This is a genomic window from Streptomyces yangpuensis, assembly GCF_001005295.1.
GTDB lineage: Bacteria > Actinomycetota > Actinomycetes > Streptomycetales > Streptomycetaceae > Streptomyces > Streptomyces yangpuensis.
Genome location: NZ_LBMK01000003.1, coordinates 793760 through 815006 on the forward strand (window position 1 = coordinate 793760; position 21247 = coordinate 815006).

At 73.3% G+C, this 21247-nt stretch carries 18 protein-coding genes; 9 read left to right on the top strand and 9 right to left on the bottom strand.

What is annotated here, in order from left to right:
* Positions 1 to 36: 36 nt before the first annotated feature.
* Together AAT21_RS18865 and AAT21_RS18870 are read right to left on the bottom strand one after the other, a co-directional pair.
* The gene (locus AAT21_RS18865; protein WP_046777989.1) at positions 37 to 2970 is read right to left on the bottom strand and encodes an FAD-binding and (Fe-S)-binding domain-containing protein; all 2934 of its coding nucleotides are present in this window, start codon (positions 2968 to 2970) and stop codon (positions 37 to 39) included.
* Between the two features lie 40 nt (positions 2971 to 3010).
* Positions 3011 to 3463, bottom strand: coding sequence for a MarR family winged helix-turn-helix transcriptional regulator (locus tag AAT21_RS18870; protein ID WP_046777990.1), 453 nt, complete (start codon positions 3461 to 3463; stop codon positions 3011 to 3013).
* A 113-nt stretch (positions 3464 to 3576) separates the two neighbouring features.
* Here AAT21_RS18870 and AAT21_RS18875 point away from each other — a divergent pair, with 113 nt between their 5' ends.
* Both AAT21_RS18875 and mltG read left to right on the top strand, forming a co-directional pair.
* The gene (locus tag AAT21_RS18875; RefSeq protein ID WP_046777991.1) at positions 3577 to 5439 is read left to right on the top strand and encodes an ABC transporter ATP-binding protein; all 1863 of its coding nucleotides are present in this window, start codon (positions 3577 to 3579) and stop codon (positions 5437 to 5439) included.
* Positions 5440 to 5502: 63 nt separating this feature from the next.
* Entirely contained in the window at positions 5503 to 6348 is an 846-nt protein-coding gene (gene mltG, locus AAT21_RS18880; protein WP_046777992.1) for an endolytic transglycosylase MltG, read from the top strand.
* 46 nt (positions 6349 to 6394) lie between these two features.
* Here the strand turns inward: mltG and AAT21_RS18885 are convergent, their stop codons facing one another.
* The 4 genes from AAT21_RS18885 to AAT21_RS18900 all read right to left on the bottom strand — a co-directional run bounded on the left by AAT21_RS18885 (position 6395) and on the right by AAT21_RS18900 (position 9713).
* Positions 6395 to 7504 carry an FAD-dependent oxidoreductase gene (locus AAT21_RS18885; RefSeq protein WP_046778475.1) on the bottom strand — a complete coding sequence of 370 codons (1110 nt, stop codon included), beginning with the start codon at positions 7502 to 7504 and terminating at the stop codon, positions 6395 to 6397.
* A gap of 183 nt (positions 7505 to 7687) precedes the next feature.
* The gene (locus tag AAT21_RS18890) at positions 7688 to 8386 is read right to left on the bottom strand and encodes an HAD family hydrolase (RefSeq protein ID WP_046777993.1); all 699 of its coding nucleotides are present in this window, start codon (positions 8384 to 8386) and stop codon (positions 7688 to 7690) included.
* A 45-nt stretch (positions 8387 to 8431) separates the two neighbouring features.
* Complete coding sequence (locus tag AAT21_RS18895; RefSeq protein ID WP_046777994.1) at positions 8432 to 8911, bottom strand: Lrp/AsnC family transcriptional regulator; 480 nt, start codon at positions 8909 to 8911, stop codon at positions 8432 to 8434.
* Positions 8912 to 8945: 34 nt separating this feature from the next.
* Positions 8946 to 9713: a YoaK family protein gene (locus AAT21_RS18900; RefSeq protein WP_157879737.1), complete on the bottom strand. Its 768-nt coding sequence runs from the start codon at positions 9711 to 9713 to the stop codon at positions 8946 to 8948.
* A 51-nt stretch (positions 9714 to 9764) separates the two neighbouring features.
* Between AAT21_RS18900 and AAT21_RS18905 the strand changes: the two genes are divergently transcribed.
* Genes AAT21_RS18905 through AAT21_RS18920 form a run of 4 tightly spaced genes read left to right on the top strand, consistent with a single transcriptional unit; the run spans position 9765 to position 12906 of the window.
* A complete protein-coding gene (locus AAT21_RS18905; RefSeq protein WP_046777995.1) occupies positions 9765 to 10358 on the top strand; it encodes a histidine phosphatase family protein in 594 nt (197 codons plus the stop codon).
* Positions 10359 to 10409: 51 nt separating this feature from the next.
* On the top strand, positions 10410 to 11918 hold the full coding sequence (locus AAT21_RS18910; RefSeq protein WP_046777996.1) for an APC family permease: 1509 nt from the start codon (positions 10410 to 10412) through the stop codon (positions 11916 to 11918).
* Positions 11919 to 11928: 10 nt separating this feature from the next.
* Entirely contained in the window at positions 11929 to 12357 is a 429-nt protein-coding gene (locus tag AAT21_RS18915) for a universal stress protein (RefSeq protein ID WP_046777997.1), read from the top strand.
* A 39-nt stretch (positions 12358 to 12396) separates the two neighbouring features.
* Positions 12397 to 12906, top strand: coding sequence for a GNAT family N-acetyltransferase (locus AAT21_RS18920; protein WP_046777998.1), 510 nt, complete (start codon positions 12397 to 12399; stop codon positions 12904 to 12906).
* 35 nt (positions 12907 to 12941) lie between these two features.
* Here AAT21_RS18920 and AAT21_RS18925 read toward each other — a convergent pair whose 3' ends face one another.
* The 3 genes from AAT21_RS18925 to AAT21_RS18935 form a co-directional block, all read right to left on the bottom strand.
* Complete coding sequence (locus tag AAT21_RS18925; RefSeq protein ID WP_046777999.1) at positions 12942 to 14219, bottom strand: cation:proton antiporter domain-containing protein; 1278 nt, start codon at positions 14217 to 14219, stop codon at positions 12942 to 12944.
* Positions 14206 to 14826, bottom strand: coding sequence for a flavin reductase family protein (locus tag AAT21_RS18930; RefSeq protein WP_107081319.1), 621 nt, complete (start codon positions 14824 to 14826; stop codon positions 14206 to 14208). The genes AAT21_RS18925 and AAT21_RS18930 overlap by 14 nt, the downstream gene beginning before the upstream one ends.
* Before the next feature lie 84 nt (positions 14827 to 14910).
* A complete protein-coding gene (locus AAT21_RS18935) occupies positions 14911 to 16512 on the bottom strand; it encodes a tryptophan halogenase family protein (RefSeq protein WP_046778000.1) in 1602 nt (533 codons plus the stop codon).
* 174 nt (positions 16513 to 16686) lie between these two features.
* Between AAT21_RS18935 and AAT21_RS18940 the strand changes: the two genes are divergently transcribed.
* The 3 genes from AAT21_RS18940 (at position 16687) to AAT21_RS18950 (ending at position 21244) form a co-directional block, all read left to right on the top strand.
* Positions 16687 to 17679 (top strand): AfsR/SARP family transcriptional regulator, encoded by a 993-nt coding sequence (locus tag AAT21_RS18940; RefSeq protein ID WP_052757869.1) that lies wholly within the window; start codon positions 16687 to 16689, stop codon positions 17677 to 17679.
* Between the two features lie 224 nt (positions 17680 to 17903).
* Positions 17904 to 19415 carry an aldehyde dehydrogenase family protein gene (locus AAT21_RS18945; protein ID WP_046778479.1) on the top strand — a complete coding sequence of 504 codons (1512 nt, stop codon included), beginning with the start codon at positions 17904 to 17906 and terminating at the stop codon, positions 19413 to 19415.
* Complete coding sequence (locus AAT21_RS18950) at positions 19412 to 21244, top strand: non-ribosomal peptide synthetase (protein ID WP_079025794.1); 1833 nt, start codon at positions 19412 to 19414, stop codon at positions 21242 to 21244. The genes AAT21_RS18945 and AAT21_RS18950 overlap by 4 nt, the downstream gene beginning before the upstream one ends.
* Positions 21245 to 21247 lie beyond the last annotated feature (3 nt).

Genomic DNA, 21247 nt, shown 5'->3' on the forward strand with positions numbered 1-21247 from the left:
ACGGTGCCTGGTCACGAGGGGCGCGCACACCGGCGCTCACGGGCGGGTGGCGCGCTCCAGCTCGATCAGGGCCGAGTGGTAGCTCCGGCCGGTGGCCCGGTCCATGCCCATCTCGCACATCCGGTTCGACGACAGGTGGGCGTCGAAGGGCCGCGCGGTCACCTCCGCGGCCTCCCGGGCCGTCGCGGCGGCCGTCAGTTCCGGGTGCAGCATGCCCCGGTCACCGGCGAAGGCGCAGCAGCCCGCGTCGTCCGGGACCACCACCTCGCCGGCGCAGGCCTCGGCCACCGCCCGCAGCTGTGGTTCGTGGCCCAGGTGACGCGTGGAGCAGGTGGGGTGGAGGACGGCCGAGCCCACCGTGCGCCGGACCTCCAGGTACGGCAGCAGTTCCTCCGCGGCCCACACGACCGAGTCGACGATCCGCAACTCCTCGTGCAGCGACCGGTTGTCCGGCGTCAGGTACGGGACCACCTCCCGGGCGATGCCCAGGGTGCAGGAGGAGGCGTCGACGACCAGCGGCAGGCGCCCGCCGGCCGTCCAGCCCCAGGCCGCCTCGACGATCCGGTTGGCCATCACCCGGTTGCCCACCTCGTAGCCCTTGGAGTGCCAGATCGTCGCGCAGCAGGTACCCCTCACGTCGCGGGGGATCCAGACCGGTTTCCCGGCCCGTTCCGACACGGCCACCAGGGCCTGCGGCAGCGATGGACCGGGCCTGCCGGCCGGCCCGCCGAAGATCCGGTTGACGCAGGCCGGGTAGTAGACGGCCGCGGCACCCGGCCGCCGGGTCGTGGGCGGTCTCCCGGCGGCACCGGGGACCTGCGGCAGCCACCGCGGTACCAGGTCCGGTCGCACGGCCCTGCGCGCGGCCCCGGTGGCCGCCTCCAGCAGGCGGTTCCGGATCCGGTCGGGGATCCGGCCGGCGGCGGCGAGGGCCGTCCGGGCCGCGGTCTCGACGGCGCCGAAGTGCCGTGCGGCCAGCGCGGCGGCCGCCTCCTCGCGCCCGCCGTGCCGCCGGTGGCGGAAGTCCCGCATCAGCGCCCCGGTGTCGATCCCGACCGGGCAGGCGAGCCGGCAGGCCGAATCGCCCGCGCAGGTGTCCACCGCGTCGTAGCCGTAGGCGCCGAGCAGCCCGTCCAGCAGCGGCGAGCCGGGCTGCTGGCGGACCATCTCGCGGCGCAGCACGATGCGCTGGCGCGGAGTGGTCGTCAGGTCCCCGCTCGGGCAGGCCGGTTCGCAGAACCCGCATTCGATGCAGGGATCGGCCTCCGCCTCCACCCGGGGAATGGTCTTCAGGCCGCGCAGGTGGGCCCGCGGGTCGCGGTCGAGGAGGATCCGCGGGGCGAGCACCCCGGCCGGGTCGACGAGCCGCTTGGTGCGCCACATCAGGCCGGCGGCCCGGGGGCCCCACTCCAGTTCCAGGAAGGGGGCCATGTTGCGGCCGGTCGAGTGCTCGGCCTTCAGGGAGCCGTCGAAGCGTTCCACGGTGAGCCGGCAGAAGGCCTCCATGAAGGCGCCGTACCGCTCGACGTCGGCGGGGTCGGCGGCGTCGAAGGCGAGCAGGAAGTGCAGGTTCCCGTGGGCGGCGTGACCGGCGACGGCGGCGTCGAAGCCGTGCTCCGCCTGGAGTTCGAGGAGGGCCGCGCAGGCCTCGGCCAGCCGGGACGGCGGCACCGCGAAGTCCTCGGTGATCAGGGTGGTGCCGCGGGCGCGGGCGCCGCCCACGGCGGTGACGAAGGCCTTGCGGGCGTTCCAGTAGCCGCTGATGGTCCGTGGGTCGCCGGTGAACCGGTTGGTGACCGACGGCACCGGGGCGACCAGGCCGAGGCCTTCGAGGGCCGCCGCCGCGCGGCGTGCGCACGCGTCCCGGCCGGCCGCGTCCGGAGCCCGGAACTCCACGAGCAGGGCCGCGGTCGTCCGGGGCAGCCCGGCCCAGTCGGCGGGCACCCCCTCGACGCTGACGGAGGCCCGCAGGGTGTTCCCGTCCATCAGCTCGACGGCGAGGGCGCCCGCCTCGTTGAAGCGGGGCACGGCCGCGGCCGCGGCGGGCAGTGAGGGGAAGAAGAGCAGTGCGGTGCACAGTTCGCGGTCGAGGGGGAGGGTGTCGAGGACGACCTCGGAGATGAAGCCGAGGGTGCCCTCCGAACCGACCATGAGCCCCCGCAGGATCTCCACGGGGGTGTTGCCGTCCAGGTAGGCGTCGAGCCGGTAGCCGGTGGTGTTCTTGATCTCGTACTTGGCGCGGATCCGCGCGGTCAGCGCGGGATCCGCCTCGATCTCCCGCTTGATCGCCATCAGCCCGTGGCAGAGGGCCGGTTCGGCGCGCGCCAGTTCCTCGTCGGCCAGCGGGTCCGCGGTGTCCACGACGGTGCCGCCGGGCAGCACGAAGGTGAGGGAGGACAGGGTGCGGTAGGAGTTCCTCGTGGTGCCCGCCGTCATGCCGGACGCGTTGTTGGCGACGACACCCCCGACGGTGCAGGCGATCGCGCTGGCCGGGTCGGGGCCGAGGACCCGGCCGTGGCGGGCCAGTGCGGCGTTGGCCCGCAGCACGGTGGTGCCGGGCCGGATGCGGGCCCGCCGTCCCTCCTCCAGCACCTCGACGCCGGCCCAGTGACGGCGTACGTCGACCAGGATGTCCTCGCCCTGGGCCTGCCCGTTGAGCGAGGTCCCGGCGGCGCGGAAGACGACCTCCCGCTGCCGGCCGCGGGCGTAGGAGAGCACTGCGGAGATGTCGTCGATGTCCTCGGCGATCACCACGACCTGGGGCACGAAGCGGTAGGGGGAGGCGTCGGAGGCGTAGCGGACCAGGTCGGAGACCTTCCACAGCACCTTCTCGGCGCCCAGCAGCTCCGTCAGCTCGCCACGGAGCGGCTCCGGCGTGCCCGCCGCCCGGTGCGGGGGGACCTGGTCGGGGGAGGGGCCGCGGAGGTCGCGCGGGCGCAGCGCCCCCGGCTCCGGTTCCAGCAGCGGCATGTGTGACCCCTCGCCTCGGCGCGGCCCTCGAGTGGCCCATTCAGCAGGTGCGCTCCGCCGGGGCGTCCGACAGGGCGTTCAGCAGACCGCCGAGCACCTCACGCTGGCCGGCGGTCAACGGAGCCAGGATCTCCTCTGCGGCGTCGGTCCGCGCGTTGCGCAGACGGCGCAGCGTGGCGCGGCCGGTGTCGGTGAGCTCGATCCTGATGACGCGGCGGTTCGCCGGGTCGGGCACGCGCCGTACGCAGTCGGCCGCCTCCAGACCGTCGACGAGGGTGGTCACCGCGCGGGGGACGACCTCCAGCCGGGCGGCGAGGTCCGCCATCCGGGGCGGCTGCTCGCCCTCGTAATGCGAGACGAGGCGCAGCAGCCGACTCTGGGCGGGAGTGATCCCGAGCGGCTCCATGTGGCGCTTCTGGATCCGGTGGAGCCTGCGCGTCAGGCGCAGGAGCTGTTCGGCGAGGAGGCGATCGGTGTCGGAGGCGGAGCTCATGCGGGAACGATATCAGGACCCCGTTCATTGTGAGTATAGGTAACAATGACCTATGCTCCTATGGTGCCGGCTCCGTCGGAGCCCCCTGTCCCCCGACCCCCGAGAGGGTGCCCATGCCACACGACGAACCGAAGTGGACCCCATCGGAAGACCCCCTCGATCCGACCCGGCCCGCCCCGGCGGAGCAGCCCCGGGAGCTGCGCCGGATCGTCGCGCTGTTCCGGCCCTACCGCGGCCGGCTGGCCGTCGTCGGCCTGCTCGTCTGCGCCTCCTCGCTGGTCGGCGTCGCTTCGCCGTTCCTGCTCAAGGAGATCCTCGACGTCGCGATCCCGCAGGGCCGCACCGGACTGCTGAGCCTGCTCGCGCTCGGCATGATCCTCACCGCCGTCGTCACCAGCGTCTTCGGCGTGCTGCAGACCCTGATATCCACCACCGTGGGCCAGCGCGTCATGCACGACCTGCGCACCGCCGTCTACGCGCAGCTCCAGCGGATGCCGCTGGCCTTCTTCACCCGGACCCGCACCGGAGAGGTGCAGTCCCGCATCGCCAACGACATCGGCGGCATGCAGGCCACCGTCACCTCGACCGCGACCTCGCTCGTCTCCAACCTGACGGCCGTCATCGCCACCGTGGTCGCCATGCTCGCGCTCGACTGGCGGCTCACCCTGGTCTCGCTGCTCCTGCTGCCCGTCTTCGTGTGGATCAGCCGGCGGGTCGGGCACGAGCGCAAGAAGATCACGACGAAGCGCCAGAAGCAGATGGCCGCCATCGCCGCGACGGTCACCGAGTCGCTCTCGGTCAGCGGCATCCTGCTCGGCCGCACCATGGGCCGTTCCGAGTCCCTCACCGCCGCCTTCTCCGCCGAGTCCGAGAAGCTCGTCGACCTCGAGGTGCGCTCCAGCATGGCCGGGCGCTGGCGCATGTCCACCATCGGCATCGTCATGGCCGCCATGCCCGCGCTGATCTACTGGGCCGCCGGCATCGCCCTCCAGACCGGCGCCCCCTCCCTCTCCGTCGGTACCCTCGTCGCCTTCGTCACCCTCCAACAGGGACTCTTCCGGCCCGCCGTGAGCCTGCTGTCGACCGGTGTACAGATCCAGACCTCGCTCGCGCTGTTCGCCCGCATCTTCGAGTACCTCGACCTGCCGGTGGACATCACGGAGCGCGCCGACCCGGTCCGCCTGGACCGCGCCAAGGGCGAGGTCGCCCTGGAGGACGTGCACTTCACCTACGACTCCGAGAACGGCCCGACCCTCACCGGGATCGACATCACCGTCCCGGCCGGCGGCTCGCTCGCCGTGGTCGGCCCGACAGGCTCCGGAAAGAGCACCCTCAGCTACCTCGTGCCGCGGCTCTACGACGTCACCGGCGGACGGGTCGCCATCGACGGGGTGGACGTGCGCGACCTCGACTTCGACTCGCTGGCCCGCTCCATCGGAGTGGTCTCCCAGGAGACCTACCTCTTCCACGCCTCGGTCGCGGACAACCTGCGCTTCGCCAAGCCGGACGCCACCGACGAGGAGATCACCGAGGCGGCCCGCGCCGCCCAGATCCACGACCACATCGCGTCCCTGCCCGACGGCTACGACACCCTGGTCGGCGAGCGCGGCTACCGCTTCTCCGGGGGTGAGAAGCAGCGGCTCGCCATCGCCCGCACCATCCTGAGGGACCCTCCGGTGCTCATCCTCGACGAGGCCACCAGCGCCCTCGACACCCGTACGGAGCATGCCGTCCAGCAGGCCATCGACCACCTGTCCGCGGGGCGCACCACCATCACCATCGCGCACCGGCTGTCGACCGTGCGCGACGCCGACCAGATCGTGGTCCTCGACGGCGGGCGCATAGCCGAGCGCGGCACCCACGAGGAGCTCCTGAAGGCGGACGGCCGGTATGCGGCCCTGGTCCGCCGGGACCGGGACGCCGCGCTCGCCCCCGAGCCGCCGGAGGACGTACAGCTGGCTCCGGTGAATGTGTGACCGTATGACCGGCGCACGGGTCGGATGTCGGAAAAGTGATGGTCTGCGGGTTAGCGTTCCGGCATGAGTCATGCGTACCGGCCGCCCCGGCGCCGATCCCGGCTCACCCGCCGGGGCCGACTGGCCCTCTTCCTCGGCATGCTGATCGCGACCGGCGCGGTGGTCCTGGTCCCGATCCTGCGGGGTGGGCACGGGCCGGAGGAGCCGCGCCGGCTGACGATCCCCGAGGGCTGGCGCGCGTCGCAGGTGTACGCCGCGGTGGACCGCGAACTGAAGCTTCCGCCGGGATCCGCGAAGTCGGCGGCGCTCGCCGTGGCCCCGGCACTGCCCGCGGAGGCCAAGGGGAACCCTGAGGGATACCTCTTCCCGGCGACGTACCAGGTGACCTCGAAGACGACCCCGGCCACGCTGCTCGCCCACATGGTGCGCACGGCCCACGAGAAGCTCGCCACCAAGGCTGTGGCCGACGGCGGCAGGTCCCACGGGATGACCCCGTACCAGACGGCGACGATGGCCAGTGTCATCGAGGCGGAGGCCGAGAACCGCGCCGACATGGGCAAGGTCGCCCGGGTGGTGCACAACCGGCTGGCGAAGTCGATGCCGCTCCAGATGGACTCCACCATCAACTACGCGCTCAACCGCAGCACCGTCGACACCACGCTGAGCGACACCCGAATCGACAGCCCCTTCAACACGTACGAACGCCAGGGCCTCCCGCCCACCCCGATCGACAATCCGGGCCTGGAGGCGATGGCGGCGGCCGTCGCACCGACACCGGGCAACTGGCTGTACTTCGTCACCGTCAAGCCGGGGGACACCCGCTTCTCGACGACGTACGAGGAGCACAAGAAGCACGTGGCGGAGTTCAACAAGCACCGCGCCGCCCACGCGGGCGCGCGCGCCGGGTGACGCCGCCCGGCCGCAGGTGCCGCCCGGCAGCAGGGCCGCCCGCCGGTCATAGCACCGGCGTGGCGGTCCGTTCGCGGGACAGCAGGCGGCGGATGTCGCGGACCGCCGCCCCTCCTGCGCGGTTGGCGCCGATGGTCGATGCCGACGGGCCGTAGCCGACCAGGTGGATCCGCTCGTCCCGCACCGCCCGGGTCCCCTCGACGCGGATGCCGCCGCCCGGCTCGCGCAGGCGCAGCGGCGCCAGGTGGTCGACGGCCGCGCGGAATCCGGTGGCCCACAGGATGACGTCCGCGTCCACCCGGCTGCCGTCGGCCCAGGCGGCGCCGAGGGGGGTGATCCGGTCGAACACGGGCAGGCGGTGCAGGACGCCCGAGGCCAGGCCGGCCCGGACGGCCTCGTTCAGCGGGAGGCCCGTCACGCTGACCACGCTCTGCGGCGGAAGTCCCCGGCGTACCCGCTCGTCCACCAGGGCCACTGCCACCCGCCCCTCGGCCTCGCCGAAGTCTCCGTCGCGGAAGACCGGGGGCCGCCGCGTCACCCAGGTGGTCCGCTCCGCCACCTCGGCGATCTCCAGCAGGTGCTGGACCGCCGACGTACCGCCGCCGACGACGATCACCCGCATGCCGGCGAACTCCTGTGGCCCCGGGTAGTTCGCGGTGTGCAGCTGACGGCCGCGGAACGTCTCCTGCCCCGGGTAGCGCGGCCAGAAGGGGCGGTCCCAGGTCCCGGTGGCGTTGATCAGGGCCCGCGCCGACCAGACGCCGGCCGATGTCTCCACGCGCAGCCGCCCGCCGCCGCCCTCGCGTACGGCCGACACGTCCACCGGGCGCCGTACGCGCAGGCCGAAGCGGTCCTCGTAGGCGGCGAAGTACTCCCCGATCACCTCCGAGGAGGGCCGCAGCGGGTCGGCGCCGGTCAGCTCCATGCCGGGCAGGGCGTGCATGCCGTGGACCCTGCCGTAGGTGAGCGAGGGCCAGCGGAACTGCCAGGCGCCGCCCGGGCGCGGCGCGTGGTCGAGGACCACGTGGTCGAGCCCCGCCCGCGTCAGGTGGTACGCGCTGGACAGGCCCGCCTGCCCGGCGCCGACGACCACCACGTCCACGGCCCCGTCGCTGTCCCTGTCCGTGCCCGCGTACCCGCCACCCGTGCTCCGCATCAGATCGTTCACGGTTCTACCAACTCGCGGAGGCCGCGGGATCTTCCCGCCGTTACGCCCCCCGGGCTCCGGCGGACGAGCGCAGTGTGGCCAGGACCGGCCGGTCGGGCTGGAGGGTGAGGCCGGTCCCGCCGGAGCCCGGACCTATCCGCCCGTCCCGGGACAGGCCCGTTCCGGTGCTCCTCAGACGGTCCCGCGCGTGGCCCGCGACGCCGCGCGTGCGCTCAGCCACGCGTACGCGGCGTCCGCGCTGAACTCCGGCTGCCCGCCCGGGAAGAGGAGCCCGGCGGACGCGAAGGCCGGGTCGTCCGCGATGTCCGCCGCGTACGGCACCACCACGCAGCCCATGCCCGCGGCGTGCGCGGCCCGCGCCCCCGGCGCCGCGTCCTCCACGACCACGCAGTCGGCCGGCTCGGCGCCCAGCCGGCGGGCCGCCTCCAGGAACACGTCCGGGGCGGGCTTGCCCCGCGCCACCTCCTCGGCGGACACCACGGTGGTCAGTGACGCGTCCAGCCCGGTGCCCGCCAGGACGGCGTCGATCGCCTCGCGGGAGGAACCGGAGGCCACGGCCATCGGCACCCCTTCGGCGTACAGCCGCTCGACGAGCCCCCGCATCTGCGGGAAGACCTCGGTCCGGGTGCGCGCGAGTTCGAGGTAGGCGGCGTTCTGCTCGGCGAGCAGCTGCCCGACGGGCGCCGGGATCCCGTAGCGGTCCTTGAGGATCTCCAGGGTCTCCAGCGTGCCGATGCCGATGAAGCACGCGTGCTGTTCCCACGTGAAATCGGGGACGCCGTGCCGCTCCAGCGTGCGGCGCCCGGACTCGTAGTAGTTCGGCTCGCTGTCCACGAGGGTGCCGTCGAGATCGAATATGACGGAAATCATCCGGTCTGCCCGTCCTGCCTGTCGCGTCCTGTTCCGATGATCCTGTCAGGTTTTGCGGGCATTGCGGCCCACGGATTCGACCAGCGGCAACAGCCGGTGCGGGACCCGCTCGCGCAGGACCACCTCCGTCCGGGTGCGGACCACGCCCGGGAGCCGGATCAGCCGCTGGATCACGTCCTCCAGGTGCGCGTTGTCCCGGGCCGCCACCCGGGTCAGCAGGTCCCCGCCGCCCGTGATCGAGAAGGCCTCGATGATCTCCGGTACGGCCGCCAGGGCATCGCCCACGTCGTCCAGATGGCCCTGGGTGACCTCGATGTGCACGAAGGCCAGCACCGGATGGCCCAGCGCGGCGGGGGAGAGCACCGGCCCGGTCCCGGTGATCACGCCCGTGCGCTCCAGCCGGTCCAGCCGGGCCTGGAGGGTGCCGCGCGCGACCCCGAGGATCCGGGCGTACTCACGGACGCTGGTGCGCGGCTGCTCGATCAGCAGGCGCAGGATTCTGGTGTCGAGCTCGTCCACCGCCATGCCCGGACTTTACCAACGGCATAGTTCACGGCGATCAATCCCGGCCGCCCGCCTGCCCGGTGTGCAGCGGGGGCTGCCCCCGGTACACCAGGCCCACGACCAGCACCGCGGCGGCGGGCGGCAGCAGGAGCCAGCCCACCGGGCACCCGGCCCGGATCAGCAGAGCCCCCGCGAACCCGCCGGCGAACATGGCGAGGATCGACAGGCCACGCAGCCGCCAGCCGGCCGTCCGGTACCCGTAGACGGCGCCCCGCCCCATGGCGGAGCCGCCGAGGAAGGCCGTCATCGACCGGGTGACCAGCGTCGTCGGCACACCGGGCACGTTCGCCCGCATGATCGTGGTGTTGCGCAGGCCCATCGCCAGCGCCACGACCGCCGTCACCGCCAGGTGCCGCGGCGTCGGCGCCCCGTACTGCGGCGCCAGCCCCCACCCCACGGCCGCGGCGGCCAGGAGCAGCCCGGCCTCGACGAGGAGGCCCATGACGAACCAGCGCCGGCCCCGGGCCTCCGACACGGCCTCCAGATGGGAGCCGCAGACCACCCCGAGGACGAACGCGGCCAGCGAGATCCCGGCGGGCAGCGTCGGCAGGTTGCCCGCCTGCGCCGCGCCGAAGGCCAGGAACAGCACGTTCCCGGTCTGCATCGCCGTGAAGGCGGGCCCGAGGGCAAGCAGGCTGACCGCCTCGATCACCCCGGTCACCGCGGTCAGCGCGACCATCAGCGCCGGCATGTGCGGCGGGAGCCGCGCACCGGCCGTCCGCGCGGCCCTCCGGTCCTCGTCCATGACGCCCGACAGTGACACGCCCGCCGGATCCTCCCGCGCCGACATGCCGGAAGACATAGGGTCCGGAGGGTGAGTGACCTGTTGCTGGTGAGGCACGGCGAGACCGCCTGGAGCGCCGACGGACGGCACACCGGGCGCACCGACATCCCGCTGACCGCGCGCGGGGTCGAGGAGGCCATCTCCCTGGCCCCCTGCTTCCAGGGCCGGCGGCCCGCCCTCGTACTGACCAGCCCGCTGCGCCGGGCCGTGGCCACCGCCGAGCTGGCCGGGCTCCCGGGCGCAGGCATCGACTCCGACCTGTACGAGTGGGACTACGGCGGCTACGAGGGCATCACCACCGTGGAGATCCACACGACCACGCCCGACTGGTCCCTGTGGACCCACGGCGTCCCGCCCGGCGACGCCGAGCACCCCGGCGAGAGCGCCGCCCAGGTGGGCGCACGCGCGGACCGGGTCCTGGCCCGGGTGGCCCCCGTGCTGCGCGCGGACGACGGCGACGTGGTGCTCGTCGCCCACGGCCACTTCCTGCGCGTCCTGACCGCCCGCTACCTGCGCCTGGAGCCCGAGCACGGACGGCTCTTCCTGCTGCGCACAGGCACCGTCAGCGCGCTCTCGACGGAACACGGCCTCCCGGTGATCGCGGGCTGGAACACCCGCCCCTGAGACGGGCGCTCTCGCCTCGCGCGCCGGGGCCGCCTGCGTGAACATGCGTACATGAGCCATGAAGGTGCGGGTGACGGCCCCGGAACGCCCACCCGGGAAGCGGGGCTCAAGCCCAACGCGATCGGGTTCCTCGACGCGCTCGTCATCGGCCTGAACTCGACCTCGCCCGCCTACTCCCTGGCCGCCGTCCTCGGTCCGATCGTGGCCCTGGTCGGGATCTACGCGCCCGGCGTCATCCTGGCCTCCTTCGTGCCGATGCTGATGATCGCCGCCGCGTTCTACTACCTGAACAAGGTCGACCAGGACTGCGGGACGACGTTCTCCTGGGTGACCCGGGCCATGGGCCCGTGGGCGGGCTGGCTCGGCGGCTGGGCGATCGCCATGACCGGCGTCCTCGTCATCGGCTCGCTCGCGGACGTCGCCGTAAACTTCGGGCTGCTCGCCTTCGGACTGGACGACTGGGCCGCGAACGCCTGGATCCGGCAGGGCCTGACCGTCGCCGTGATCCTGGCCATGACCGCGATCTGCGTCATCGGCACCGAGCTGTCGGCCCACCTCCAGGACATCCTCATCCTCGCCCAGGTCTTCTTCCTCCTGACGTTCGCGGTGGTCGCCATCTACCGCATCTACGCCGGCACCAGCAGCCTGGAGGAGATCGAGCCGAGCATCGGCTGGCTCAACCCCTTCGGCGCGGGCGGAGCCGCCCTCACCGGCGGACTGCTGCTCGGCGTGTTCATGTACTGGGGCTGGGAGTCCGCGGTCAACCTCACCGAGGAGGTCGAGAACTCCGCGACGGCTCCCGGCAAGGCCGGCATCTGGTCGACGGTCATCCTCCTGGTCACCTACCTGTCCGTGTGCATCGCGGTCGTCGGCTACGCGGGCACCGTCTTCCTCGCCGAGAACGCCGCCGAGGAGGAGGCCATCTTCGCCGTGCTCGCCCACGAGGTCATGGGCGGCTGGGACTGGGTGGTGCTCCTCGCCGTCTGCACCTCCGCGCTCGCCTCGACGCAGACCACGATCATCCCCGCCTCGCGGACCGCCCTGTCCATGGCCCGCCGGCACGCCCTGCCCCCGCACCTCGCGCACATCCACCCTAGGTTCAGGACCCCGGACGTGAGCACCTGGTGGGTGGCCGGCATCGCCATCGGCTGGTACCTGATCGTCAACCAGATCAGCGAGAACGCGCTCCTGGACTCGCTCACCGCGCTGTCCCTGCTCATCGCCTTCTACTACGCGCTCACCGGCCTGGCCTGCGCCGTCTACTACCGCCGCCACCTGCTGGAGAGCCCCCACAACCTGCTGCTCATCGGGATCGGCCCGGTGCTCGGCGCCGGCCTGCTGATCTGGCTCCTGGTGGAGTCGATCGGCGACATGTCGGACCCGGCGAACTCGGCCAGCGGCGTCTCCTGGTTCGGCATCGGCCCGCCGCTCGTCATCGGGCTCGCCATCGCCGTCGTCGGTGTGCTCGTCATGTGCTTCTGGCGGGTACGGGACGGCCGGTTCTGGCAGGAGCGCCGAGGAGTGGTCGACCCCACCCTCGTCCACACCAGGAAGCGATAGGCGGCCGGCGATGTCAGTGGTCCTCGGATACGACGAATCACCCGGCGCCGAGCGGGCCCTCCAGGTCGCGCTGGAGGTGGCCACCGCCTTCGGCGAACCCCTCGTCCTCGTCTACGGGGCGGCCGCCCCGGGACCCACCGGCGAGGAGTCGCGCGCCCACCGCGAAGCCGTCCGCCAGGCGGGCCGCAGCGCCCTCGCGCACGCCGTCGAGGAGGCCGACGCCGCCGGTGTGCCGTCGACGGTCGAGGTGGCGGACGAGAAACCCGCCCAGGCGCTGCTGGACGCCGCGGCGCGTCACGGCGCGCGGGTCATCATCGTCGGCAGCTGGGGCGACAGCCCCATGCGCGGCGCCCTGCTCGGCTCCACCCCGCACAAGCTCCTGCACCTCTCGCCGGTCCCCGTGCTGTGCGTACCGACCGAGAGCGCGCCGCAGCGGTGAAGCGGGCGCTCCGGCCGCCGGCATGCCTACGATGCCCCGATGACGGAACTCCAGCGGCTCCGAGCCGAACACGCCCCCGCACTCCTCGCGTTCGAACAGGCCAACCGTGCCTACTTCGCCGCGTCGGTGCCCGACCGCACAGACGCCTACTTCGCCGACTTCGACGCCCGGCACGGTGAACTCCTCGCCGGGCAGGCCGCCGGCCGTGACCACCTCCACCTGATCATCGGTGGGAACGGGGAGGTCCTGGGGCGGGTCAACCTGATCGACGTCGAGGACGGCTCCGCCGAACTGGGCTTCCGCGTGGCGCAGACGGCGGCCGGCCGGGGTCTGGCCACCAGCGCGGTCCGGCAGGTCCTGGTGCTCGCCGCGGACACGTACGGGCTGCGGGCCCTGCGCGCCGCGGCGGCCGTCGACAACACCGGATCGCGCACGGTCCTGCAGCGCACGGGCTTCCTGCCGGTGGGGGAGACGGTGCTGGACGGCCGTCCCGCGATCAGTTACGCCCGGGATCTGCCGATCGGACGGCAGCGGCCGGCGGGCGCCTGAACAGTCGTCGGGCAGCCGCCGGCCGGGGCCCGTCGTCAGGGGCGGACGAGCGCGTTCTCGGGTGCGGCCGGTGCCTCGTCCGCAGAGCGCGCCTCCTTGGCGCGCAGCCGGCTCAGCGCCGGGCTGGTGATCGCTGTCGTCACCAGTGCCATCAGCACCAGTATGGTGAACAACTGCGGCCCGATGACACCGAGTTCCAGTCCGACGTTGAGCACCACCAGCTCCGTCAGCCCCCGGCAGTTCATCAGGGCGCCGATCGACAGGGCCTCCCGCCAGGGTCTTCCACAGGCGCGTGCCGCGCCCGTGGCGCCGCCCCACTTGCCGAGGAAGGCCACCGCCAGGATGGCGGCCGTCCAGAGCCACAGCTCGGGCGAGGCCGTCAGCCCGCCGATGTCGGTGCGCAGGCCGGTGTGCACGAAGAAGAGCGGCAGCAGCACGGGCACCGTGAAGGCGCGCAGCCGGGCCGCGGCGACCTCGATGCGCCCTCCGGTGCGCGGGGTGATCACACCGAACAGGAACGCCCCGAACAGCGCGTGCACACCGATCCGGTCGGTGGCCAGCGCGGACAGGCTCAGCCCGCTGAAGAGCGCCACCAGGACCACCGCGTCGCCGGCCCGGTCGGCGCGGGCCGCCCAGCGGGCCAGCAGCGGCCGTACGGCGTACAGCATGAAGAGCGTGAACGCGACGGCGAGCGCGGCCGTGGTGGCCGCCTCCATCGGGGAGCCGGCCGAGGAGAGGGCCACCACCAGCGCCAGCAGGCACCATGCGACCACGTCGTCGACGGCCGCGCAGGCCATGGCGAGCGCCCCGAGCGGCGTCCCGTACAGGCCCCTGTCGATGAGGATCCGGGCCAGGACGGGGAAGGCCGTGATGCTCATGGCCACCGCCATGAACAGGATGAACGGCGTCCGGCCCACGCCGTCCGGGGCGAAGTCGCCGTACATCGTGACGGCGAGGAGCGCGCCGAGGGCCAGCGGCAGGAGCATCCCGGCCTGGCTCACCGCGACCGCGACCCGGGTGTGGCCGCGCAGGTTCTTCAGGTCGAGCTCCAGCCCGACCAGGAACATGAAGGCGAGCAGGCCGAGTTGTCCGAGCACGGAGGTGTACGGCAGGACGGACGCCGGGAACAGCGCGGCTTGCGCCTGTGGCCAGATCCAGCCCAGCAGCGACGGGCCCAGGAGAATGCCGGTGGCGATCTCGCCCACCACCGGGGGCTGGCCGAACCGGCGGCAGACGGCGGCTCCCACCTGGCAGGCGAGGATCACCGCCGGGACGGCGACCAGCAGGGCGGGCAGTGGATCAGCGGACGACACGGGTGCCTCCTTCGGGGGCGCCGGGGCGCAGTGCGGCGGACGGGTCGAGGCGGGCGGCCGGCGGCGGGGCCGCGGCCGCGTCCGACCACCGGGCGTAGCGGCGCAGGCCGTACAGCAGGGGCTGCGGATCCTCCCGCAGGGTCACCCGGTGGACCTCGGCGAACACGGCTGTGTGGTCCCCGAAGCCGAGGGTCCTGACCACGGCGCAGTCCGCGACGGCGTGGGCGTCCGCGGTCAGGTGCGGTCCGCCGGCGCCCAGCGGCAGCCGCCACTCCACGCGCTCGAAGCGGTCGGGTGCGCCGGAGGCGAACAGGTCGGAGGCACCGCGGGCGCGTTCGTGCAGCAGGTTCAGGGCGAAGGCACCCTGGCCGAGGACCACCGCGAGCGTCGGGCTCGCCGACCGTACGCACACCACGACGGTGGGTGGGTCCAGTGCGACGCTCGCAACGGAACTGCAGGTCAGGCCATGGGGAACGGCGTCCTGGTCCAGGGTGGTGACGATGGACACCCCGGTGGGGAAGGCGGCCATGAAGGGCCGGAGGTCCGCGCGGCGGTCTCTTGCCGAATCGTCCGGCGCGGCGGGATGGGGCGCGGAGCGGTGGGGCATGTCTGACTCCTGAGGTGGCTGGAAGCGACTGCGGCCCGGCAGCCGGCGAAGTGCCGTGCTGCCGGGCCGCAGGGGCGGAGGGCCTTACGCGCCGTGCAGTTGGCGCAGGTAGTCGTACGCGCTGGGGAGGGTCTCGAGCAGGTTCTGCTGCTGGCGCTTGACGGTGTCGAAGAGGGGCTCGGCGCCGGCCACCGACTCGGGCCGGTGGGCGAGGGTGGGCAGCGGGGCGTCCGGCTCCAGACCGAGGCCGGCGAAGATGCAGTAGTAGCTGCCGTTGGTCCAGAAGTTGCGGAACTCCGCCTCGAAGTTGCCGTAGTACGTGGACTCGTCGGTGATCGGGGAGTTGATGGGCAGGCCGGCCTTGTAGGCGGAGATCTTCTGCTTGATGTTGTCGGGGAGGACCAGCTTCTTGTTGGCCTGCCAGAACGGTGTGTCGTTGCGCGGCGCGTAGAAGAAGTGCGCCTGGATGAAGTCGCGGGTGTCGTCGAACATCACCTCGATCTCGTTGTTGAAGCTGTCGATCAGACCCTTGTTGAAGGTCTTGTCCGGGAAGTGCTTCGCCAGCTGGTAGATCGCGGCCGTGATGAAGTAGATGCCGGTCGACTCCAGCGGCTCCAGGAAGCAGGACGACAGGCCGATGCTGACGACATTCTTCACCCACGCGCGGCGGTTGCGGCCGACCCGGAAGCGGATGTGGTTGAACTTCGTCGAGTCGACGTCCAGGCCCCACATGTCGGCGAACTCGCGGGTGGCGGTGTCCTGGTCGGTGAACTTGCTGGAGTAGACGTAGCCGGTGCCGAAGCGCCCCAGCATGGGGATCTTCCAGGCCCAGCCCGACGACATGGCGATCGCCGAGGTGTAGGGCTCGACCCCGTTCGCCTCGTCGTCGTGGGGGACGGCGGTGGCCACCGCGCTGTCGCACAGCAGGTGGTCGCTCATGTCGATGAACGGTTCCTGCATCGCCTGGTTGATCAGCAGCCCGCGGAAGCCCGAGCAGTCCACGAACAGGTCGGCGTCCAGGGCCAGTCCGCCCTTGGTGTGCAGGGTCGTCACGTAGCCGCGGGAGTCCTGCTCGACCCGGACCATCTCGTCCTGGACGTGGTTCACGCCCTGCTTCTCGGTGGCGAAGCGGCGCAGGAAGTCGGCCACCAGCTGGGCGTCGAAGTGCCAGGCGTACCGGGTGGCCGGACGGCCGTCGAGCCAGCGCGGGGCCTTCATCGCGTCCATCACGGGGGGCTCGCGGAAGCAGGCGTAGTCGAACGGCTCGGTGGTGCGGCCCTCGTACTTGCGCTTGAACCAGTAGTGCGACAGGGGCGTCTGGTCGTAGTCGGGAAGCAGCCCGAACGGGTGGTAGAAGTGGTCCGGCCCGCCGCCCGGCAGCTCGCGGGCCGTCGACTCGCCCTGCCCGCCGGTGCGCCAGTTCACGAAGCGCACGGCCATCTTGAAGCTGGCGTTGCACTCCCGCATCCACTCGTCCTCGGCGATCCCCAGGTAGTCGAAGAACGAACGCTGGAGATTGGGCACGGTCGCCTCGCCGACCCCGATGCGGGGGATCGTCGGTGCTTCGAGCACGGTGATGTCGACCGTTCCCTGCAGCGCCTTGCCGAGATACGCGGCCGTCATCCAGCCGGCCGTGCCGCCTCCCAGGATGACGACCTTCTGAAGCCGGGTGTCGGTGCTGGTCATGAAACAGCCCTCATTTCGGAGTCGGCGGTACGGGTGGTCGTGCTCATCAGTGTCGAAAAACGCCCTATCACCGGCCTACACCGCAAAGATCCGGCCGTTGTAGGCCCGATATAGGCCCTCCGAACAGACTCTTCGCAGGCACAGCGGCAGGCGGACGACGACCGGGAGGACGCGATGACCACCGCAGCGACCGAGACAGCGGGGCCGGCGGTACGCGTCCGCTTCCTGGGCGATTTCGAGCTGACCGTGAACGGCACCCCCGTACGGCGCTGGCGGGCCGGCAAGGCCCGCGGCCTCTTCCAGTACCTCGTGGTCCACCGCGGCCAGATGCTGACCCGCGACCGGCTCTACGAGTCGCTGTGGCCCGGCGCCGACAGCACCGCGGGCAGCTCGCTCAAGGTCGCCGCCCACGCCCTGCGCCGGGTGCTCGACGCCCACCCCGACCGCCCCGGCGACTCCGGGATCCAGCTGGTCTACCGCGACTTCGGCTACGTCCTGCACGTCACCGGCCTGTGGTCCGACCTGGATCGCTTCCAGGAGCTCGTGCACACCGGCCTGCGGGCCGCCACCGCCGGCGACACCGCGCTCGCCAGGACCCGCCTGCGGGCGGCGATCGCCCTCTACGGCGGCGAGTTCCTGCGCGGCGAGAGCGCCGACTGGGTCGTCGAACAGCGCGAGTACCTCAGGGCGCTGGTCCTGCGGGCCCTGGGCGTGCTGCGCACCGACGCCGAGGACCGCGAGGACTTCGTGGACCTGATCGAGCTCTGCAAGCGCACGCTGGAGATCGACCGCCACCACGAGGAGACCTACCGCGCGCTGATGGCCGCGCACGGCCGGCGCGGCGAACTGGCCTGCGTACGCCGCTGGTACGAGCTCTGCGCACGCCGGATGCGCGACGAACTGGCCGTGGCCCCCGGCCAGGAGACCCAGCGGCTGCTGCGCGCCCTGATCCCGGCGGCCGCCCGTGCGGCCGCGCCCGCCCCGGCGTCCGTCGGCGGCGCACCCGCCACGGTCCGCGCGCTGCGGCCCGCCGGGCGCCAGCCCGGAACACCCCCGTGGAGCGTCGAGGTCCGTACCCCGGCCCTGGCCCGGCCCGTGCGCAGGGCCAGGCCCGACAGCCGGGCCCCGGGTCTGCTGGCCCGCACCGCCGACCCCGCGACCGCGTGACCGCGTGACCGCGACCCTGACCGGTACCGCGACCGCCTGACAACCCGGCGCGCGGCCGTGACCGTGCGCCCAAGTGACCGTGCGCCCCCGTGACCTGTGACCGACACAGCTGTTCAGCGAGCCCGTGAAATCCGTGACCGAGTGAGGACCCCACCGTGACCGTGCTGACCGTGCCGCCCGTGCCGCAGGACTCCAGACCGCCCGGCGGCGAATCCGACGCGGCCCTGCCGCCCCGCCACACCGACCAGTGGATCGGCGGCGCCTGGGTCGCCTCCGAGGCCGACGGCCGCCTCGTCGTGACCGACCCCGCCACCGAACGCCCCCTGGCCACCGTCCCCGCCGGCACCGCCCGGGACGCCGACCTCGCGGCCCGCGCCGCCGCCGCGGCCTTCGACGGCTGGGCGGCCACCCCGCTGCGCGAGCGGGCCGCCCTGCTGCGCAGGGTCGTCCAGGCCATGGAGGTACGGGCCGACCGCTTCGCCGAGGTCATCACCTCCGAGGTCGGGGCGCCCGCCCGGATGGCCCGCCACACCCATGTCGGGCTCTCCCTCGGCATGGCCGCGCACTGCGTCGAGACCGCCGCCTCCTACGCCTTCGAGGAGCGGGTGGGCCACTCCCTCGTCGTGCGCGAGGCCGCCGGCGTGGCCGCCTGCATCACCCCCTGGAACACCCCGCTGCTGCTCACCGTGCAGAAGATCCTCCCGGCGCTGGCCGCCGGCTGCACCGTCGTGCACAAGCCGAGCGAGATCACCCCGCTGCACGCCCGGCTGCTCGCCGAGGCCATCGCCGAGGCCGACCTGCCGCCCGGCGTCTTCAACATGGTCGTCGGCACCGGCGACACCGTCGGCACGGCACTGGTCACCCACCCGCTCGTCGACGTGGTCTCCCTGACCGGCTCCACCCGGGCCGGGCGCGAGGTCTCCGCGCTCGGCGCCGACCGGATCAAGCGCGTCCACCTCGAACTCGGCGGCAAGAACGCCAGCCTCGTCCTCGACGACGCCGACCTGGCCCCCGCCGTCGCCGCCACCGTCGACCAGATGCTCTTCAACACCGGCCAGACCTGCCTGCAGTGGAGCCGGCTGCTGGTGCCGCGCGAGCGCCAGGACGAGGCCGTGGAGCTCGCCGTCCGGGCCATGGACGGCTACGTCACCGGCGATCCGCGCGATCCCGCGACCGACCTCGGCCCGCTGGTGTCCGCGGCCGCGCACGCCCGCGTCACCGGATACATCCGGCGCGGCGCCGAGGAGGGCGGAGCCCGCCTGGTCCACGGCGGCCCCGGCCGGCCCGCCGGCCTGGACACCGGCTACTACGTCCGGCCGACGGTCTTCGCCGACGTCGACCCGCTCACCACCATCGCCCAGGAGGAGATCTTCGGACCGGTGCTGTCCGTCATCCCCTACGACGACGAGCAGCAGGCCGTCCGGATCGTCAACGGCACCCGCTACGGCCTGCACGGCGCGGTCTGGTCCGGCGACGACGCCCGCGCCCAGCGGGTCGCACGCCGCTTCCGCTCCGGCCTGGTCGACGTCAACGGCGGCCAGTTCAACCCGGCCGCGCCGTTCGGCGGGTTCAAGCAGTCCGGGATCGGGCGCGAGTGCGGCACGGCCGGACTGGAGTCCTTCCTGGAGACCAAGTCGATGCAGCTCCCGCAGGGCGAGGAGGGCCAGGTGGTCGGCCCGCGGCTGCGGGCCACCGAGGCCGCCCGCCCCGCGGACACCGAGAGGAACGACGGATGACCGAGCCCCATGCCGGGCCGGCCGGGGCGGATGCCCCGGGCGGGCTCCCGCCGCTGTTCGACCGCCTGGAACGGTGGACCCGCGAACAGCCGAACGAGACCGCGGTCAAGGCCGTGGACGGCAACCTCACCTACGCGGCCCTCACCGCCCGCACCGCCCGGTACGCCGCCGCCCTCGCCCGCGCCGGAGTCGGCCCGGAGACCGCGGTCGGGCTCCTGCTGGGCCGCTCCCGCGAGAGCGTGCCCGCCCTGCTCGCCGTCTGGAGCCTGGGCGGGACCGCCGTACCGCTCGACCCCGGCCACCCGGTGGAGCGGCTCGGCGGCGTCCTGCGCGACGCCGGGGCCGCCGTCCTGGTCGCCACCGGTGTGCCCGCCGGCCTGGAGACCGGCGGGACCGTCCTGCTGACCCCCCGCGAGGTCCGCCGCGGCGCCCCGGGGGCGCTCGCCGTGACCCTGCCCGCCGCCGACACCTGCGCCTACCTCATCTACACCTCCGGAACCACCGGCCGCCCCAAGGGCGTCGAGGTCACCTACCGCGGCCTGGACACCTTCGTCGAGGCCCTCGCCGGGCTCGGCCTGCCCCCCGGCGGACTCGGACTCAACGCCGTCTCGCCCGCCTTCGACGGCTGGCTCTGGTGCACCCTGCTCTACCTCGTCCACGGCCAGGGGGTGGCCCTCACCGACCTCTCCCTCGACGGACTGCGGCAGGCCGCCGTGGAGGGCCGCGAACCGCTGCCCGCGGGATTGCGCACGGTCTCCCTCACCCCGTCGCTGCTTGCCGCCCACGGCGCGGGATTCGACTCCGCCGAGGTCGTCGTCGTCGCGGGGGAGGCCTGCCCGGCCGCACTCGCCGAGCGGTTCGCCGACGGCCGAAGGCTGCTCAACGTGTACGGGCCGACGGAGGTGACCATCGCCGCCACCTGGGCCGACAGCCGACGAGGGGACGACGTGACCACCATCGGACGACCGCTGCCCGGCTACCGGGCCTACGTGCTGGACGAGGATCTGCGGCCGGTGCCCGCGGGCACCGAGGGCGAGCTGTACCTCGGCGGGCCCGCCGTCGCCCGCGGCTACCGCGGCCGCCCCGGACTCACCGCGAGCCGCTTCCTGCCCGACCCGTTCCAGGGCGGCGGCACCCGCATGTACCGCACCGGCGACGTGGTGATCCGCCGCGACGGGGGCGAACTGGAGTACCGGGGACGCCGGGACGACCAGGTCAAGATCCGCGGCCACCGCATCGAACTCGGCGAAGTGGAACGCATCGCCGCCGAACTCCCCGAGGTCGTCGCCGCCGCCTGCTGTCCGCTGCCCCCGGGCCAGACCCTCGGCCTCGCCGTCGTCGCGGCGCCCGGCGTCGACGACCCGGCCGGACTCGCCACGCGGGTCGTGGAGCGCTGCCGCAAGCAGCTGCCCGCTGCCGCGGTGCCGGCCACGGTGCGGGTACTGGACCGGATCCCTACCCTGACCACCGGCAAGGCCGACCGCGCGGCCCTCGCCCGGGCCCTGGCCGAGCCGGAGGGCGACGCGGCGCCCGGCCCGTCCGGGAGCGGCCCGGTGAGCCCCAGCGAGCGCACCGTGATGACGGTGTGGGCCGAGGTGCTCGCCACCGAGGTCCCCGGCCCCGACGCGGACTTCTTCGACCTGGGCGGCCACTCCCTGGCCGCCGCCCGCGTGGTGTCGGAGCTGCGCCGCACCACCGGTCTGCGCGTCGGCCTCGGCGCGCTGCTGGCCCGGCCGACGGTCGCCGACGTGGCCGCCGAGATCGACCGGCTCGCCGCCGAGCTGGCCGCGCCCGCCACCGGCGCGGCCGACGCCGCCGAGGGGGCGTAGACC

Bases quoted from the DNA above. Each gene is read 5' to 3' on its own strand.
- AAT21_RS18910 (WP_046777996.1), top strand. From the start codon at position 10,410: ATGAGCCATGAAGGTGCGGGTGACGGCCCCGGAACGCCCACCCGGGAA.
- AAT21_RS18915 (WP_046777997.1), top strand. From the start codon at position 11,929: ATGTCAGTGGTCCTCGGATACGACGAATCACCCGGCGCCGAGCGGGCC.
- AAT21_RS18865 (WP_046777989.1), bottom strand. From the start codon at position 2,970: ATGCCGCTGCTGGAACCGGAGCCGGGGGCGCTGCGCCCGCGCGACCTC.
- AAT21_RS18930 (WP_107081319.1), bottom strand. From the start codon at position 14,826: ATGCCCCACCGCTCCGCGCCCCATCCCGCCGCGCCGGACGATTCGGCA.
- AAT21_RS18885 (WP_046778475.1), bottom strand. From the start codon at position 7,504: ATGCGGAGCACGGGTGGCGGGTACGCGGGCACGGACAGGGACAGCGAC.
- AAT21_RS18920 (WP_046777998.1), top strand. From the start codon at position 12,397: ATGACGGAACTCCAGCGGCTCCGAGCCGAACACGCCCCCGCACTCCTC.
- AAT21_RS18940 (WP_052757869.1), top strand. From the start codon at position 16,687: ATGACCACCGCAGCGACCGAGACAGCGGGGCCGGCGGTACGCGTCCGC.
- AAT21_RS18950 (WP_079025794.1), top strand. From the start codon at position 19,412: ATGACCGAGCCCCATGCCGGGCCGGCCGGGGCGGATGCCCCGGGCGGG.
- AAT21_RS18895 (WP_046777994.1), bottom strand. From the start codon at position 8,911: ATGGCGGTGGACGAGCTCGACACCAGAATCCTGCGCCTGCTGATCGAG.
- mltG (WP_046777992.1), top strand. From the start codon at position 5,503: ATGAGTCATGCGTACCGGCCGCCCCGGCGCCGATCCCGGCTCACCCGC.
- AAT21_RS18935 (WP_046778000.1), bottom strand. From the start codon at position 16,512: ATGACCAGCACCGACACCCGGCTTCAGAAGGTCGTCATCCTGGGAGGC.
- AAT21_RS18870 (WP_046777990.1), bottom strand. From the start codon at position 3,463: ATGAGCTCCGCCTCCGACACCGATCGCCTCCTCGCCGAACAGCTCCTG.
- AAT21_RS18875 (WP_046777991.1), top strand. From the start codon at position 3,577: ATGCCACACGACGAACCGAAGTGGACCCCATCGGAAGACCCCCTCGAT.
- AAT21_RS18890 (WP_046777993.1), bottom strand. From the start codon at position 8,386: ATGATTTCCGTCATATTCGATCTCGACGGCACCCTCGTGGACAGCGAG.